The following is a 14,734-nucleotide window of genomic DNA, read 5'->3' as shown; positions in this document are numbered from 1 at the left end:
CGCGGTGGACCAACTGCAAGTGCTGCCGACGAGGCGCCAATCGACCGGAATCGGCGGGTGGCGAAAGGCGGACTGGACGCCTTGAAAGCGGCATGCCCGCCCTTATCGCGCATGGGTCGAAGACAGCTCCCGACCAAAGGCGGCCGTCGCCGCGCAGGCCAGTAAACGGCAGCTTCTGGCGGAAGCCGCCGTTCACACCGCGCAAACCCGCCGGTCGGCTCAGCGCCAATCTCGTCCATCCCGAACCGCTGGGTCAAACCGCAGAGCCGGTTGCATGCGATCGCGAGCTCTTTGTGAACCGGGGCGGCTGGTCCGCCGTGGGTCATCAGCGGCACGCGATCATGTTGTCGCGAGCGCTGTTCACCTCAATCCGCTGAGCCGAGCATACCATCCGGCTCCTTTCGAGTAGCCCCATCGCTCTCATCGCGGCCATTCCGCCCCATGAGGCGTAGCCCTCCTCGACCGCGATACTGGCGCGAGACGCGGAGGGGGGTGGCGAGGTATACCGAGCCTATAGCATGGGAAGTCGGCTCGGCTTCGAGCCTAGTGGAAACGCCGCATCGATCCGGGCAAACTCGGCTTGGGTCAGCTTGAGCGCGCCGGCGCCCGCGTTATCGGCGGCGTGTTCAGGGCTGGACGCCTTGGGGATTGCGAAGCAGGTTGGCCGCCGCACGAGGAAGGCGAGCGCCACCTGGCGCGCGGTCGCGCCCTGGCTTGCCGCGATCTCCTCCAGCACACGGCCGCCGGGTGAGCGTTGGCCGGGGAAATTTCCATGACCGAAGGGGCTGTAGGCAACGACCGCGACACCGCGCTCCTCGCACCAAGGCAGCACCGCGTGCTCGATCGCACGCTCCTCCAGATGGTAGAGTACCTGGTTACAGGCGATGCGGCCCTCGCCGCCGGCCGCCCAGGCCGCTTCAAGATCGGGCACATCGAAGTTGCTCACCCCCCAGGACAGGATCTTGCCCTGCTCGCGAAGCCGCTCGAAGGCGGCGAACGTGTCCTCGAGCGGGTGCGAACCGGGCCAGTGCAGCAGGTAGCAGTCCAAACGGTCGGTGCGCAGGCGCGCGAGCGAGCGCTCGCAAGCCGCCACCGTCCCGGCCCGCGAGGCGTTGCTGGGGAGGACCTTTGAGACAACGAACAGCTCGTCACGGCGGCCGATAATCGCCTCCCCCACCACCTCCTCGGCGTCGCCATACATTTCGGCGGTGTCGATGTGGGTCATGCCGAGGTCGAGACCCCGGCGCAGCGCGGCGACGGCAGTGGGCCGGTGCGCGTCGTCGATATACCACGTGCCCTGGCCAATAACCGAGACGTCGCGGGGAACAGGGCCGAAAGGGCGTCGCTCCACGCCGGTCACGGCGCGAACACGGCTCGGAGGCAGCCATCCTCCTTGTGCTTGAACATGTGGTACCCCTTCGGGCTCTCCTCGAGGGAAAAGCGGTGGGTGGCCAAAGCGGCTGGCGTCAGCTCGCCGCGCTGAGCATGCTCGAGCAGGCGCGGGACATAAGCCTGGCCGTGCTGCTGGGCGGTTCGAACCGTGACGCCCTTGTTCATCAGCAACCCGAGCGGGAACTTGTCCATCAGCGCGTAGACGCCGAGGATGGAAAGCGTACCGCCCTTACGGACGGCGAGCATGGCTTGCCGTAGCGCGGCGCCACGGTCCGATTCCAGGTAGAGCGCCTGCTTGACCCGGTCATAGGCGTGCTGGACGCCGGTACCGTCCGCCTCCATGCCGACTGCGTCGATGCAGGCGTCGGGGCCGCGTCCGCCGGTCAGTTCCTTGAGCGCTTCGATCACATCCACCTTGGTGTAGTCGAGCGGAATGGCGCCGAAGGCCTCCGCCTGCGCGAGGCGCTCGGGATAGCGATCAATGGCGATCACGCGCTCGGCGCCGAGGATCATCGCGCTCTGCTGCGCCATCAGGCCTACTCCGCCGCAGCCCCAGACCGCGATCACGTCGCCGCGCTGGATGTTGCAGAAGTCCGCGCCCATGAAGCCGGTCGGCGCCGCGTCCGAGATGAACAGGGCGTTCTCGTCAGACAGGCCGTCGGGGACGAGGAAGCAGTCCGTGTCGGCGAACGGCACCCGGACATATTCGGCGTGCGAACCCGCATAGCCGCCGAAGGCGTGCGAGTAAGCGTAGATGCCGCCGGTCGGATAGCCGAGCAGAGGCTCTTGCAGCTCGGGTTTCGGGTGGCTGGTGTCGCACAGCGAATATTGGTCGTGCTGGCAGTACCAGCATTGGCCGCAGGCGATGAAGGAGGGAACGACGACGCGGTCGCCCCTTTTTACCTTTGTCACCTCGCGCCCGACATCGACGATCTCGCCCATGAATTCGTGACCCAGAACGTCGCCCTCGCGCATCGTCGGGATCAGGCCATCAATAAGGTGCAGGTCGGACCCGCAGGTGGTGGTGAGACGGACCTTGAGGATCACGTCCCTAAGGTTGAGGATCTCGGGGTCGGCGACCGTCTCGACGCGAAGATCGTTGACGCCGTTCCAGCAGAGTGCGCGCATCGTCTTGCTCCTAGCGGTCGGTGCCGCCCTTGCGGGCGGCGGGTTGCGGATCGGTGGTGGGGATTTCGCCGGTGAGGGCGAGCGCGCGGAATTTGTAGAGCGCCTTCAGCACGATCTCGCGAGGCACGAGGTGGAACAGCTTGCTCAGCGCCTGGCCGAGCGGGCCACCGGGTGGATCGAACCGCACGTCGAGGTGGAGCTCCGTGCCGCGATCGCCCGGTGCGGGCTGGAAAACCAGCACGCCTGCGTTCGCCACGTCGGCGCCGTCGGAGCTGGACCAGCGGAGCTCGTTCGTGCCGCCGGCCGCAAGCTCGGTGCGCCAGCGGTATTCACCTCCGGCCGGCCCGTGAGCGACCCACTCGGCGGTCCGCTCATCGATCGGCGTCACGTCGGCGAAATGCGACCAGATGCGGGACTGAGTATCGGGGCGAAGCCAAAGGGTGCGAAGCTCGTCGGCAGGCCTGCCGATCGTGACCGCAGCACGCGCGTCCGCGTCCAGGCTGGAATCGTGTGTGACGGCGTTCATGGAAATCTCCATTCTGCTGAAGCGATGTCGGTGGCTCGGGTAACGGGAGATCTTCGGCTCCGAACCTCAGCCGTCGACTTGGCCGCCCCCGCCCGGAAGTTTGTAAGCGAGCACCTGGGCGTGCTCGATCTTGGGGATGCCTTCCAGCAACTCCGGCGTCTTGGCGATCAGCCCGCGCCCGACCTTGCCGGCAAGGTGTGCCAGCCGCCCTTTCTCGCCGGGAAAGGTGTCGAAGATGGCGAAGTCGTCATGGCCGAGACGCACGGCGTACCAGGTGGTCGTGTCCTGCTCCTCCATGACGGCCGACAGCCCGTCGCGAAGGAAGCTCTCCAGTTCGGACTCCTTGCCGGGCTTCGCTTGCAGGCGCACGAACAGCGCCTTGTTCACGGGCGGGCTATGGTCGTCTGCCATGATGGCGCTCCTTTCTGATTGCCTTGCTCGATTTCGACACGGCTACAGCGCTGCTGGCGACCCAAGCGCGTGGACGGAGTTGAGTGACGCAAGAGGTCACGAAGCCACGCCACGGCCGCTCGGCCGGTTGTGAACGCGATCGAGATAATAGCCTGCGAGCAGCGCATGGACTCGCGCAGTATCGGGATGGTTCGCCAGCTCCGCGCGCCCGAGCTCTTGTTCGGCTCGCTCTTGGAAGTAGTCCACATCCTCCCGGGACCGAGTTTCGCCATGACGCCAATGGCTGGTCGTGGCGCGATCGGCACCTTGCGACGCGCCCTCGTCTGGGCGCGGATCATCACCCTCAGACCGCATTGCCGGCACCCGCCTGCGCACCCCCGGCCGCTCCTCGCCGGTCGATCTCGTCGATCCCGTAGCCCAAGAACGGTGCCACGCGGCGGACGAGCGGTTCCCACTCGCGCCGAACCTCGAGATATCGTTCGACCCCGTCCGGCCGTGCCGCGATGTTCCCCTCCCGCAACATCGTCAGCGCGGCGGCGTAGCTTTGCCGGCTGCGGCCTTCGGCTTGCCAGTCTGCTTTCCCTCCGCTGGCGGTCACGAAGTTGCGATCGAGTGTCTGGAGCAGCATCAGCGCGCCATGGTGGAGACTGTCGACCGGGGCCGAGCGGATCACCGCGGCATAGCGCTGCGGGTCGAGCGCGGTCCGGATCAGGGCGACCAGATCGAGCAGGACCAGACTGGATCGCGACACCGAATAGAACGGCTCGTCGAACCGGAAATAAAAGAGCAGAGGGTAGAAATGGTGCGCCTCTTTCACAGCCGCGAGCGCGCGCGAAACATTGCCGAGTTCGCTCGACGTGTTGCTACTGTCACCATCTGGTATGACCCGCGCCAGCATCTGGGCGGCATCGCCAGTGCCGCCGGTCATCAAGTGGATGGTGAGGGCCAACGCGTTGCGTTCTCGCAGCGCCGAGTAGATTTGCACGATGTAGCTCAGCACCAGCGACAGCACCGACGCACCGATTAGGGAGTTGAGCAGGTAGAGGAGGCGCGTACCGGGCGAATGCGGGGAATAGTCGCCACTGCCGACGATCGAGAGGCTGTTGCCGGCGACCAGAAGGGCTGTCACGAAATCGCGGGGGGTGTCGCCGCTCGACGGGCGGATGGAGTCGCCCAGTTCAGGGCGGATCAGCAGCGCGGAGCCGATCGTGAGGCCGAGCGCCCAGAAGACGATCAGTGAGACGACGATCAGCGGGCCGGCGAAGGTCAGCACTTTGGCCCGGCGGCGGCCGAACAGCCCCGCGATGACTCCCTTCAGCGCCCAAATTGCCCGGTTCCAGTAAGGCGCGATCAGACCGGTGCCGGCGCGCGCGTAAAGCACCGTCAGGAAAATATCGACAAGGAAGAGGACGACCAGCGCCGCCCCGGCGATCTGTTCGAGTGTCATGTGCGGCGCCTCGTTCGTTCCGAACCTATGCCGCCCGCTCCGGCACCGCGTGGGCGACCCGGCCCTCCGCCCGGTAATCGGCCGGGATGTCGAAGTCCTTGCGCGCAAGGCCGCGAGACGCTTGGGCACCGCGCGGCAGGCCGCTCCGATCGGAGTAATCGCGTCCGCTGCCTGGTTCGCGGCTGTGCACGGACTTGGTCCCGAAATAGGCGAACAGGTCGAGCAAGGTGATCCCGACGACGAGCGCGGTGGCGATTGCGGCATTGTCCCGCTTCGGATTGTCCGAGCGGAGCGCCAATGCGAGCGTCCCGAGATCGAGCGCATCGCCGCCGATCCGGGAGGCGAGGCCGACCTGCTTGTCCACCGAGAGCGTCGGCACCGCGCTCGCGATCTCGCGGACGCCATAGGCTCGGATCAGGCCTTCCTTTCCCTCGAGCCCGAGCGTGCGCGCGATACGGCCGGGCGCGACCAGCTCGGCAATGCCGAGTCCGATCGAGAACCAGCCGAGCGCCCGCGCCAGCCGGTCGGGTCCGGTGAGGGAGCTCGGCCCCTTGCGCTCCACCCTCGGGTCTCCCTCCGAGCGGGCGATTCCTGTAACATTGGTGAGTGGCATTTGCTTACCTTTTCAAGCTGAACGGATCAGGGCCGGAGCATCACCTTGATGCAGCTGTCCGACTTGTCGCGGAACGTGCGGTACATTTCCGGACCGGCCGACAGATCGACCTTGTGGGTGATCACGAAGGAGGGATCGATCCGGCCGTCCTCGATCATCCGCAGCAGATCGTCGGTCCAGCGAGGCACGTGCGCCTGTGCCATCCGGAAGGTCAGGCCCTTGTTCATCGCCTGGCCCATCGGAACCTTGTCGACGAGGCCTGTATAGACGCCGATGATCGAGATGACCCCTGCGACCCGGCAGGCATAGATCATCTCGCGCAGGACGTGCGGCCGGTCATTCTCGGCCAGCAGCATCTGCTTGGCGCGATCCAGGATTGTGTCGGGTTGACCCATACTGACGTGAGCTTCGGCGCCGACCGCGTCGATGCATTTGTGCGGTCCTTCTCCGCCGGTCAGTTCGTTGAGACGCGCGATGACGCTTTCCTCCTCGAAGTTGATGGTGATTGCGCCGGCCGCCTCCGCCATCGACAGCCGCTCAGGGAGATGGTCGATCGCGATCACCTGCTCGGCGCCGAGCAAGATTGCCGAGCGGATGGTCATCTGTCCCACCGGACCGCAGCCCCAAACTGCGACGGTATCCCCGGGCTGAATGTCGGCCTGGACCGCCGCCTGCCAGCCGGTCGGCAGGATGTCGGACAGGAACAAAAGCTTCTCGTCCTCGATGCCGTCCGGCACCTTGATGTGGGTGGTGTCGGCGAACGGCACCCGCAGATATTCGGCTTGGCCCCCAGGGTAGCCGCCGGTGAGGTGGGTGTAGCCGAACAAGCCGGCCGTGTGGTGGCCGAACGCCTTATCGGCGAGTTCGGCCTTGCGGTTCGTCCGGCGGCAGACCGAGAAGTTGCCCTTGCGGCACTGCTCGCACTCGCCGCACTGGATCGTGAAAGGGATGACAACCCGGTCACCGACCTTGAGCGAGCCCTTGGCGTCGCTGCCGACCTCGACAACCTCGCCCATCGATTCATGTCCCAGGATGTCGCCGGGCAGCATGGCGGGGATCAGATTGTGAAAGAGGTGAAGGTCAGAGCCGCAGATCGCGCAACTCGTGACCTTGATTATGGCATCGCGGGGATTTTCGATGGAGGGGTCGGTCACTGTGTCGTACCGGACGTCCTCCTTGCCGTGCCAGACTAAGGCTTTCATGCGAATCTCCTCTCGTGTGCCGAACGAGGCAATCGAGATGCCGCAGGCCGATGGGTACTCGGGTGATCCCTAGGGAACCATACCTAGCCGCGAGGCATTGCCGCCCCGGCGGCAAACCGGCGCGCGGAGGTCGAGCAGGATGTCGGATTATCTTCCAAATCCAAGTCAAGTCGCACCCGGGGCGGGCGCGACCAAGCTCGAGACCGCGCCAAAGCCAACCGGGTCGGCGCCCGATGCGCTCGCGGGCAAGGTCCGGTTCTTCGAAACGACGCTGTCGTCCATACCTGATTTCGTCTACGCCTTCGACCCGCAGAAACGGTTCGTCTATGCCAATCCTGCGATGCTTGGGCTGTTCGGGCTTTCCGCCGACGAGATGCTCGGCAAGACCTTTCCGGATCTCGGCTACCCCGCAGAGCTTACCGAGCGGCTCAATGGGTATATCGACCGGATCCTGAGGAACGGAGTCACTGTCGAGGAAGAGGTCTTCTACCGCACCCCGACCGGCTACACCGCTTATTTCGACTTCCTCTGGGGCCCGGTGCGGGGCCCGGATGGCTCGGTCGAGTTGGTCGTCGGCGTTTCGCGCGACAGCAGCGATCGCCATGCCGTCGAGGAAGCGCTGAGGACCAGCGAAGCCCGCCTGCGCGCCGCGACGGAGCTGGCGGGCCTTGGGGTCTATTCCTGGAATCCTGTCACGCATGCCTTCGACTGGGACGAACGGATGCGTGCGCTGTGGGGGCTCCCACAGGAGGCGGACGTGAACAACGAGGTTTTCGAAGCCGGCCTCCATCCGGACGATCTGCCGCGAGTGCACCGAGCGATCGCGGCCTGCGTCGATCCGGCCGGCGACGGGAGCTACAATCTCGAATATAGGGTGGTCGGGCGCGACGACGGCATCACTCGGTACATCGCGACGTCGGGGCGGACCACCTTCTCAGAAGGGCGCGCCGTCGTATTTATCGGCGCCGCCATCGACGTCACCGCCTCGCGCCGCAACGAGGCGGCGATTCGCGCGAGCGAGGCGCAGTTCCGCAGCTTCGCCGAGAACAGCAGCAACCTGATCTGGATCGGCGATCCGGCCGAACGCCGCGTCCTCTATCGCAGCCCTGCTTATGAGAGGATCTTCGGCGTTGCGGGCTCGGAAGCCCCTCTGGATCTGGACGAGTGGATGGACGTCATTCATCCCGACGATCGACAGCAGGTCGAGCACAGCTTCGAATCTCTGATTGCCGGCGAAGTCGTGCAGTTCGAATACCGGATCGTCCGTCCTTCCGACGGTGCGATCCACCTGCTTCGCGAGACGAGCTTTCCGATCCTGGACGAGCATGGCGCGCCGACCCGGATCGGTGGGATCACTGAAGACCTCACCGGTGAAAAGGTTCGTCACGTTTACATCGTCTGCAAAGGGGCCGCCGAGGCTCGCCGGCTCGCCGGAGTCGTGAGGGCCGATGGGTATCAGGCGCGGATCTTTCAAAGCGGCTCCGCCTTCCTCCAAATCGCTCCGGCGCTCTCCCCCGGCTGCGTGCTGGTCGACCTTCGTAAGGGGAGGAATGAAGGGCTCTCTCTCCAGCGGGAACTCAAGGCGCGATCGATCTCGCTGCCGACAGTCGCCCTCGACGCGCCCGGAGCGGAGGTCGGAGCGGCGGTCGCCGCCATGAAGGCGGGCGCCTCAGATTATGTCATATTGACCGAAGACGATTCCCCGGGTGGTTCCCTGGCGATGGCGATCGCGGACTGTCTCGGCACGGTTGGGCACATCACGCACGACGACGATGGAGGCGCCCGGGTCAGCGCGCTCACTTCTCGAGAACGTGAGGTGCTCGCTGGTCTCCTCGATGGAGGAACGAACAAGTCGATCGCGAATAAGCTCGGTATCAGCCCGCGCACCGTGGAGCTCCACCGTGCCAGTGTCATGAATCGCCTCAACGCAGGTAGCCTTACGGAGCTTCTCCAGATTGCGCTGTCCGCAGGGCTTGCACCATCAGGCAGCCGTGGCCGAAACTGAGTCCAACTTCCTCGTATTCAGACGAATGCAGTGGTGATCACGTGGGCGTCGTCACGCAACGACGGCTTCCCGCCGTTGGGATCGAAGAACAGACGGTCCGCTTGCGACCAGATCTGGTCGCTCCCGCGCAACCGCCGAACGGCCGCTTTTGGCGAACCGGTCATTCCTCGGCAAATGTCAGCTTCCGCTCGAGAACCTGACGTTCGTGCGGGCAAGCACCGTTCGGGCCAGCTACAGCGTGTTCCGACCCATAGCTGCCGTCCGCTCGGACGGTTACCCCCTTCCCTGGCGAGGCTGAATAGCAGAATGACCGGAGCCTTCGGACATTTGCTCGCCCTGCGGTTCTCGGTCGTATGCCGCACCGAGATCGTGGCTTGGACCGATTGACAGCGCCGACTTCATCCTCTTACGTGTCGACGGGAAGTGCAGGGGGAATTCGTGAAAGTGCATAGTCTCCGCCTTGGCGCAGTCGCGCTAAGCGTGGTTGCGGCTGCCGTCGTACCTGCGGCGCCAGCTTCGGCCGAAAAGCCCGGCTCAGCACACGTTCAGTGCGATGGTCAGCCGAACAATGTTACCAGCGGTGAAACCGCCGCTCGTTTGCTTGGCGCCGTTACTCTGCTCGGATTGTTTGCGCCTGCTCCCGAAGCACCGGACGCTTCCAAACGCAAACATGGTGCCGCTGGCGTGGCCATCTGCACCTCTCTCATCGAGGGGGAGAGCCGGGAGGCGAACGACAAACGCCGTCTCGGACTCATTCTAGGCCGTGCCATCCACCAAATCGAAGCAAAGAATTATCAGGAGGCGATAAACGACGTCGCTCTGGCGCGTCGGGAAGCTGAGGCCGCCGCGCTCACTGACAATCCCTATTTCATGCGCTCGCGCGGTCTCGCGTTCGATCTGGTTGAGAGCGCGGCGTTGGTGCGCATGGGTCGTACCGTCGAGGCCCGTGACGTCAGCCTTCGGAACGTCGCGGCGCTCCAATATTCGCTTTTCCCGCTCCTCACGACGCCTACCTTCGCCGACCTGATACCGACCATGTCGGATGATGAGGACCGACTGCTACAGTGGCAGTCGCGGCTTGCACCGACCCTCGCCCAGCGACGCGCCGATCGGCTCGATCTTGCCCGGCGGTTCGCCGATTCGGCGCGCGTGCATGATGCCTTCGTCGAATTCGATGCCGAGCATTCCCCGGAACTCAATAGCTCGTTGGCGATCGCCCGCGCCGCAGTCGCTCACGGGTTGGCCGGCAATCATGAAGCCGCCGCCGAACGTGCTCAGGCCGCGCGCACGAATGCCGAAGCCCGCAAGATTGCAGGTAAACCTGAAGACGACACCGCCGAATTCGTCGAAATGATGGACCTGTATGAGATCCTGCAAACGGAGCGCCGCGGCGACATAGGGGCGGCGCGGCGGCTGTTCGCGGCGCGTTCGCAGTGGGTCGGCGCCTCGCTCGGTAGCGTTATGGAGGTAAACCGCCGCCTGCGGCAGGGCGCCAGCCCTGAGGAACTCATCGGCGGCCTGGCCAGCGACAGCGACGCCCTGTGGCGTGATCGTTCCAACGCTATGCGCGCCGCACTCGTCGCCAACGACGACGACAACAAGACGCTGTTCGCGCTCACACCTGGGCTGCGGCCGTCGTCTGCGTACGAGGCGCTGTCCAAGAATGTTTGGCGAGTCGACAAGTCAAAGCTTGTACTCAAGCTTGAAATGCTGGACTCCACTAAGACGAAGATGGAGTTGCTGTTCCTGCCGCTGGCTGATCCTGCCACTGCCATGGAGGGGTACGTGTTACACGCGGCGCTGCTCGCTAAGTCTCGCGGACATAATGGGTTTGTGTTCACGCCCCTGATCGGCAACAACATCGTCGGCGCCTCGTTTCGCAGCGGCAATCGCGGGGAGAAGGGCTTCCCGGAGGATCTATTCATTTCCGCGGAAGACGTTATTGCAAAGCTCTCGGCTGTGATACCTGACCCTGTGGAGCTTCAGCAACGGCGCGAGAACCGCTAAGGGAACTGGTACCGTAGCCAACAAGCCTCTGACGGTGTGCTGACGGGAGCCCCATTTCGCCGCTTCACCGACTTCCGCTTCGCCGGCGTCCATAATCCCGCCCATACCCGCTTAATACGCGGGCGACGATCGCCGGCGGCGCTCGCTCGGGATGGCCGCCCACGAAGGGTGGTACCGGCGCATATTCGAGACGAGCGTTCGCGGCGTGATCGCACGCCGCGGCAGCGAACGTCAGCTTGCGCCCGACAGGCGGACCATCGCGCTTCGCCGACGTGGCGCCGGCTCCTACAGCCGACTGCGACCCGTTGCCGACATTCCGGATCGGTGCAAGACTGCTTGGATGCCTGTTGCTCAACCGCCGCTCCCGGCCGAAAACCCCGCACCCATAGGGCCAGAGGATGCTCGGTTCATCAAAGAAACCGTGGCGCGCTTTTACGGCCCCGACGCGGTTGTGCGAAGCTACGGCCCAGAACCTAGGCGTTTGAAGCTGCATGTGGAGATCCGTGGAGAGCCCGGCATGGAGCGATATGACTGCGCAGGGGTGCTGTACGCCCGCCTAGATCGGGAGCAAATTGCCCTTGAAGTGACAAAGCACGGGACCGCGCCCCGAGGCGAAGCGAAGATCGCCTACCGGCAAGGTGTCATCCTCTAGGGTCTTGAGAACCACCCTCCGCGGCTATTCCCCGCGTGATCGCCATGCGATCCGGCGAAGGTCCGCTTCCGCGCGGCACCCTGACGTTCGCCGCCGGAGTGCGCCATGCGGGAAGCTAGGACGTGCTGCGACCCTTTCCAGATGTCACCTAATCCTCGCCCCCGAGGCCAAGGTCGTCTAAGGATCTGAAGCGACCAAGGCCCAACCGATCGAACTCGTCGCTATCGCCCTCTGGAAGGACACCCAGTCGCGCCAGCCCCGAGCTAATGGGTGACTTCCGCCTTTGATTATCCTGGCCGTGAACCAGGCGAGAAAACCACGAGGGCTCGGGGGCAGGTGTCAGGTTGGATTCGTTGTCGGTCCAAGCTAACCCGCCGCTCTCGAACAACGCCGCGCTCTGGCCGCCCATTCCCCCGAAATAGTCAGTCTCGATATAGAGGGCTCGGCCTCCATTCAAGGCCTTGGCGATCTCGCCCGCCATTGTTGCGGTCAGGTAAGTGAAACCCTCTAAGGGACCCTCTTCGGACATCGCGAGCACGTCCAGGCGCTGCTCGTCCAAGGGGACGATCACCAATCCGTGCTCCAGACGCGTAGGGTCGGGCTGGCCAAACCGGCTGGCAATGAGCTGCTGCCGGTTTCGTGGACACCGAGATAAGGTGTTTATGGAACTGGAGGGTATGGCTGGAACGACGAAGACACAGCCGGGAGTTCAAGCTTGAGGCGGTGAGGCTGGTTCGCGAGCGCGGGGTGTCGATTGCACAGGCCGCGCGCGATCTGGATTTGCACGTGAACGTGCTGCGCAAATGGGTCCGGGAGTTTGAGGCGGATGCCGGCGCGGCCTTTCCCGGCCACGGCAATCTGAAACCCGAGCAGCAGGAGATCGAGCGGCTTCGCCGCGAGCTCGCCAAGATGAAGGCGGAGCGTGACATCCTAAAAAAAGCAGCGGCCTACTTCGCGAAGGACTCGATATGAGGTTTGCCTTCGTTGCGAAGCACCGGGGGATCTGGCCGATATCGTGGATCTGCGAGGCGCTCGGGGTCTCGCGCAGTGGCTTTCATGCCTGGCTGAAGCGTAGTCCTAGTGCACGATCGAAGAGCGACGAGAAGCTTGGCGCCAAGGTACGTGCCAGCTTCGTTGCAAGCGACCGCACCTACGGTTCGCGCCGCGTCTGGCACGATCTCCTGGCCGAAGGCCTTTCATGCGGCCTTCACCGGGTCGAACGGCTGATGCGCCTCGAGGGCCTTCGTGCAAGACCGCGCGGCGCAGCCTGCCCAAGGATGACGGCACCCGTTCGCTGATCGCCGACAACCTGCTCGACCGGCAGTTCTCCGCCGAGCGGCCGAACCAGAAATGGGTGGCGGACTTCACCTACATCTGGACTGGGCAAGGCTGGCTCTACGTAGCGGCTGTGATCGACCTGTTCTCGCGTCGGGTGGTCGGCTGGTCGATGCGCGAGACGATGACCGCGCAGCTCGTCACCGATGCGCTGATCATGGCGATCTGGCGTCGCGGAAAGCCGCACGCCTTGCTGCACCATTCGGACCAGGGCAGCCAATATACGAGCGAGCAGTTCCAGCGGCTGATGGCCGACAATGGCGTATCATGCTCGATGAGCCGCTCAGGCAACGTCTGGGACAATGCAGCGATGGAGAGCTTCTTCTCTTCGCTCAAGACCGAGCGCATCGCCAGGAAGGTCTATCGAACCCGCGACCAGGCCAAGGCCGACGTGTTCGACTACATCGAGCGCTTCTACAATCCCAGGCGCCGACACTCGACCTTGGGGTACCTCAGCCCCATCGACTTCGAGAAGCTGTCTGAGGTAGCCTAGCCTATCTTAGTGTCCATCAGACTGGCAGCAGCTCATTTCGCCTGGCCCGTGTTCCTGTCGGACTCCCTAACCTAGTCAAGGGCCTGCGTTCGCTCCGACGGAGGTTTGCGCGCCAACCACACCTGGGTGAACGCCTCTTGCGCGAAATCCAGCAGCTATCCCGGTGGTCGCACTGGGTGTGCCGTTCAATACCCGGTGCTTCTAGCGACCTGATCACGGGCTCGCAGAGCAGCAGGTGCCGCGAACATCAGGATCGCCGCCCCGAGTACACACAATCCGCCAATCACGTACAGCGCGGGAGTAGCGCTGCCACTAACGTCCTTGATGCGGCCTACAAGCAAGGGGCTGACAATCCCACCGCATTGGCCGAGCGTGTTGATGAGCGCGATACCTCCCGCCGCACCTGCGCCTGTAAGCAGCTTGGGCGGTAGCGCCCAGAAGGCGGGGATGGCCGCGATGATCCCTGCTCCGATCAACCCCAATGCAAGAACAAGCCCGCCAATCGAACGATCGAACAGCCCGGCCCCGATGAATCCGGCCGCGGCAGCGATTAGGCAACCCACGACATAGACCCGCCGCTCGCCGCTTTGATCCGATAGGTAACCAATCACGATCATGGAGCCAACTCCGCAGACATAGGGGACCGCCGTTAACATGCCGGTCGCTAGAGCGCTCGTCACACCGGCGGAACGAATGAGGTCGGGCGCCCAGAAGTTGAGGCCATAGGAACCTATCTGTATAAGAAAATACAGCAGGCCAAGCAGCAGCACCGCGGGTGAACGGATCGCATCAAGCAAGGAGTGGCTTTTCCCATCCTGCTCCGTTTGGACGATCATGGTCGCCAGCTGGACCTTCTCGTTTGCATCGAGCCAGCGGGCATCATCGATCTGATTGTCGAGAAAACGTAGCACGACAAGACCGAGCACGACGCACGGCAAACCACCAAAAAGGAAAAGCCAGTGCCAGCCTGCCAGGCCGTAAAGACCGTCACTCCACGCAAGGATCGCACCCGCAAGCGGCCCGCCGAACATGCCTGAACAAGCTGAGGCGACGAACAGCGCCGAAGTGATACGACCGCGGTGCGAGGTGGGAAACCAGGTAGACAAATAATAGATTATGCCGGGCGCAAAGCCCGCCTCCATAGCGCCGGTCACAAAACGTAGAGCATAGAATTGCCAAGGACTGGTCACTAGCACCATCGCGGCAGTAGCAAGGCCCCAACTTACCATGATGCGGGCGATCCACTGCCGCGCTCCGACCTTATAAAGGAACAGGTTACTCGGCACCTCACATAGAACATAACCGACAACGAACAGGCTTGCGCCCAGACCGTAGGCGGTGTTGCTGAGGCCAAGATCCGCGGTCAACTCCGCTTTTGCGAAGCCAATGTTGATGCGATCAAAAAAGGCGAAGAAGTAGCTGATCATAATGAGCGGCATGAGCCGCCACGCGACTTTACGGACCAAGCGCTGTTCGCTCTGCGCCAAGGCCGAATCTAGGGATGTCGATGCAGCAGGCATGAT

The 14,734-nt window shown here is 64.0% G+C and carries 11 protein-coding genes and 1 pseudogene; 3 read left to right on the top strand and 9 right to left on the bottom strand.

Features of this window, described 5'->3' with window-relative positions:
• Positions 1 to 511: 511 nt before the first annotated feature.
• From C7I55_RS03605 to C7I55_RS03570, 7 genes are all read right to left on the bottom strand, one after another.
• On the bottom strand, positions 512 to 1,360 hold the full coding sequence (locus tag C7I55_RS03605) for an aldo/keto reductase (protein ID WP_233222018.1): 849 nt from the start codon (positions 1,358 to 1,360) through the stop codon (positions 512 to 514).
• The gene (locus C7I55_RS03600; protein WP_106511473.1) at positions 1,357 to 2,520 is read right to left on the bottom strand and encodes a zinc-dependent alcohol dehydrogenase; all 1,164 of its coding nucleotides are present in this window, start codon (positions 2,518 to 2,520) and stop codon (positions 1,357 to 1,359) included. The genes C7I55_RS03605 and C7I55_RS03600 overlap by 4 nt, the downstream gene beginning before the upstream one ends.
• 10 nt (positions 2,521 to 2,530) lie before the next feature.
• Entirely contained in the window at positions 2,531 to 3,046 is a 516-nt protein-coding gene (locus C7I55_RS03595) for an SRPBCC family protein (RefSeq protein ID WP_106511472.1), read from the bottom strand.
• A gap of 66 nt (positions 3,047 to 3,112) precedes the next feature.
• Positions 3,113 to 3,457: a putative quinol monooxygenase gene (locus tag C7I55_RS03590; RefSeq protein WP_106511471.1), complete on the bottom strand. Its 345-nt coding sequence runs from the start codon at positions 3,455 to 3,457 to the stop codon at positions 3,113 to 3,115.
• Positions 3,458 to 3,800: 343 nt separating this feature from the next.
• Complete coding sequence (locus tag C7I55_RS03580) at positions 3,801 to 4,904, bottom strand: ion channel (RefSeq protein WP_106511469.1); 1,104 nt, start codon at positions 4,902 to 4,904, stop codon at positions 3,801 to 3,803.
• Between the two features lie 25 nt (positions 4,905 to 4,929).
• Positions 4,930 to 5,466: a hypothetical protein gene (locus tag C7I55_RS03575; RefSeq protein ID WP_233222017.1), complete on the bottom strand. Its 537-nt coding sequence runs from the start codon at positions 5,464 to 5,466 to the stop codon at positions 4,930 to 4,932.
• Between the two features lie 77 nt (positions 5,467 to 5,543).
• On the bottom strand, positions 5,544 to 6,719 hold the full coding sequence (locus C7I55_RS03570) for a zinc-dependent alcohol dehydrogenase (protein WP_106511467.1): 1,176 nt from the start codon (positions 6,717 to 6,719) through the stop codon (positions 5,544 to 5,546).
• A gap of 139 nt (positions 6,720 to 6,858) precedes the next feature.
• On the opposite strand from C7I55_RS03570, the gene C7I55_RS03565 reads away from it, so the two are divergent.
• Together C7I55_RS03565 and C7I55_RS03560 are read left to right on the top strand one after the other, a co-directional pair.
• Positions 6,859 to 8,724, top strand: a complete 1,866-nt coding sequence (locus tag C7I55_RS03565; protein WP_106511466.1) for a PAS domain S-box protein — start codon at positions 6,859 to 6,861, stop codon at positions 8,722 to 8,724.
• 438 nt (positions 8,725 to 9,162) lie between these two features.
• On the top strand, positions 9,163 to 10,731 hold the full coding sequence (locus C7I55_RS03560; RefSeq protein ID WP_146150914.1) for a hypothetical protein: 1,569 nt from the start codon (positions 9,163 to 9,165) through the stop codon (positions 10,729 to 10,731).
• A gap of 800 nt (positions 10,732 to 11,531) precedes the next feature.
• On the opposite strand, the gene C7I55_RS03555 is transcribed toward C7I55_RS03560, so the two are convergent.
• Positions 11,532 to 11,957, bottom strand: coding sequence for a hypothetical protein (locus C7I55_RS03555; RefSeq protein ID WP_106511464.1), 426 nt, complete (start codon positions 11,955 to 11,957; stop codon positions 11,532 to 11,534).
• Positions 11,958 to 12,064: 107 nt separating this feature from the next.
• Here C7I55_RS03555 and C7I55_RS03550 point away from each other — a divergent pair.
• A pseudogene (locus C7I55_RS03550) lies at positions 12,065 to 13,211 on the top strand (IS3 family transposase).
• Between the two features lie 185 nt (positions 13,212 to 13,396).
• Here the strand turns inward: C7I55_RS03550 and C7I55_RS03545 are convergent.
• Entirely contained in the window at positions 13,397 to 14,698 is a 1,302-nt protein-coding gene (locus C7I55_RS03545) for an MFS transporter (RefSeq protein ID WP_199192699.1), read from the bottom strand.
• Between the last annotated feature and the right edge of the window lie 36 nt (positions 14,699 to 14,734).

Origin of the sequence: Allosphingosinicella deserti (assembly GCF_003012735.1) — a bacterium.
Classification (GTDB): Bacteria; Pseudomonadota; Alphaproteobacteria; order Sphingomonadales; family Sphingomonadaceae; genus Allosphingosinicella; species Allosphingosinicella deserti.
Note: the sequence above shows the minus strand (reverse complement) of the source record. Positions and strands in the feature narration are given on the sequence as shown.

Bases quoted from the DNA above. Each gene is read 5' to 3' on its own strand.
- C7I55_RS03600 (WP_106511473.1), bottom strand. From the start codon at position 2,520: ATGCGCGCACTCTGCTGGAACGGCGTCAACGATCTTCGCGTCGAGACG.
- C7I55_RS03565 (WP_106511466.1), top strand. From the start codon at position 6,859: ATGTCGGATTATCTTCCAAATCCAAGTCAAGTCGCACCCGGGGCGGGC.
- C7I55_RS03595 (WP_106511472.1), bottom strand. From the start codon at position 3,046: ATGAACGCCGTCACACACGATTCCAGCCTGGACGCGGACGCGCGTGCT.
- C7I55_RS03580 (WP_106511469.1), bottom strand. From the start codon at position 4,904: ATGACACTCGAACAGATCGCCGGGGCGGCGCTGGTCGTCCTCTTCCTT.
- C7I55_RS03570 (WP_106511467.1), bottom strand. From the start codon at position 6,719: ATGAAAGCCTTAGTCTGGCACGGCAAGGAGGACGTCCGGTACGACACA.
- C7I55_RS03590 (WP_106511471.1), bottom strand. From the start codon at position 3,457: ATGGCAGACGACCATAGCCCGCCCGTGAACAAGGCGCTGTTCGTGCGC.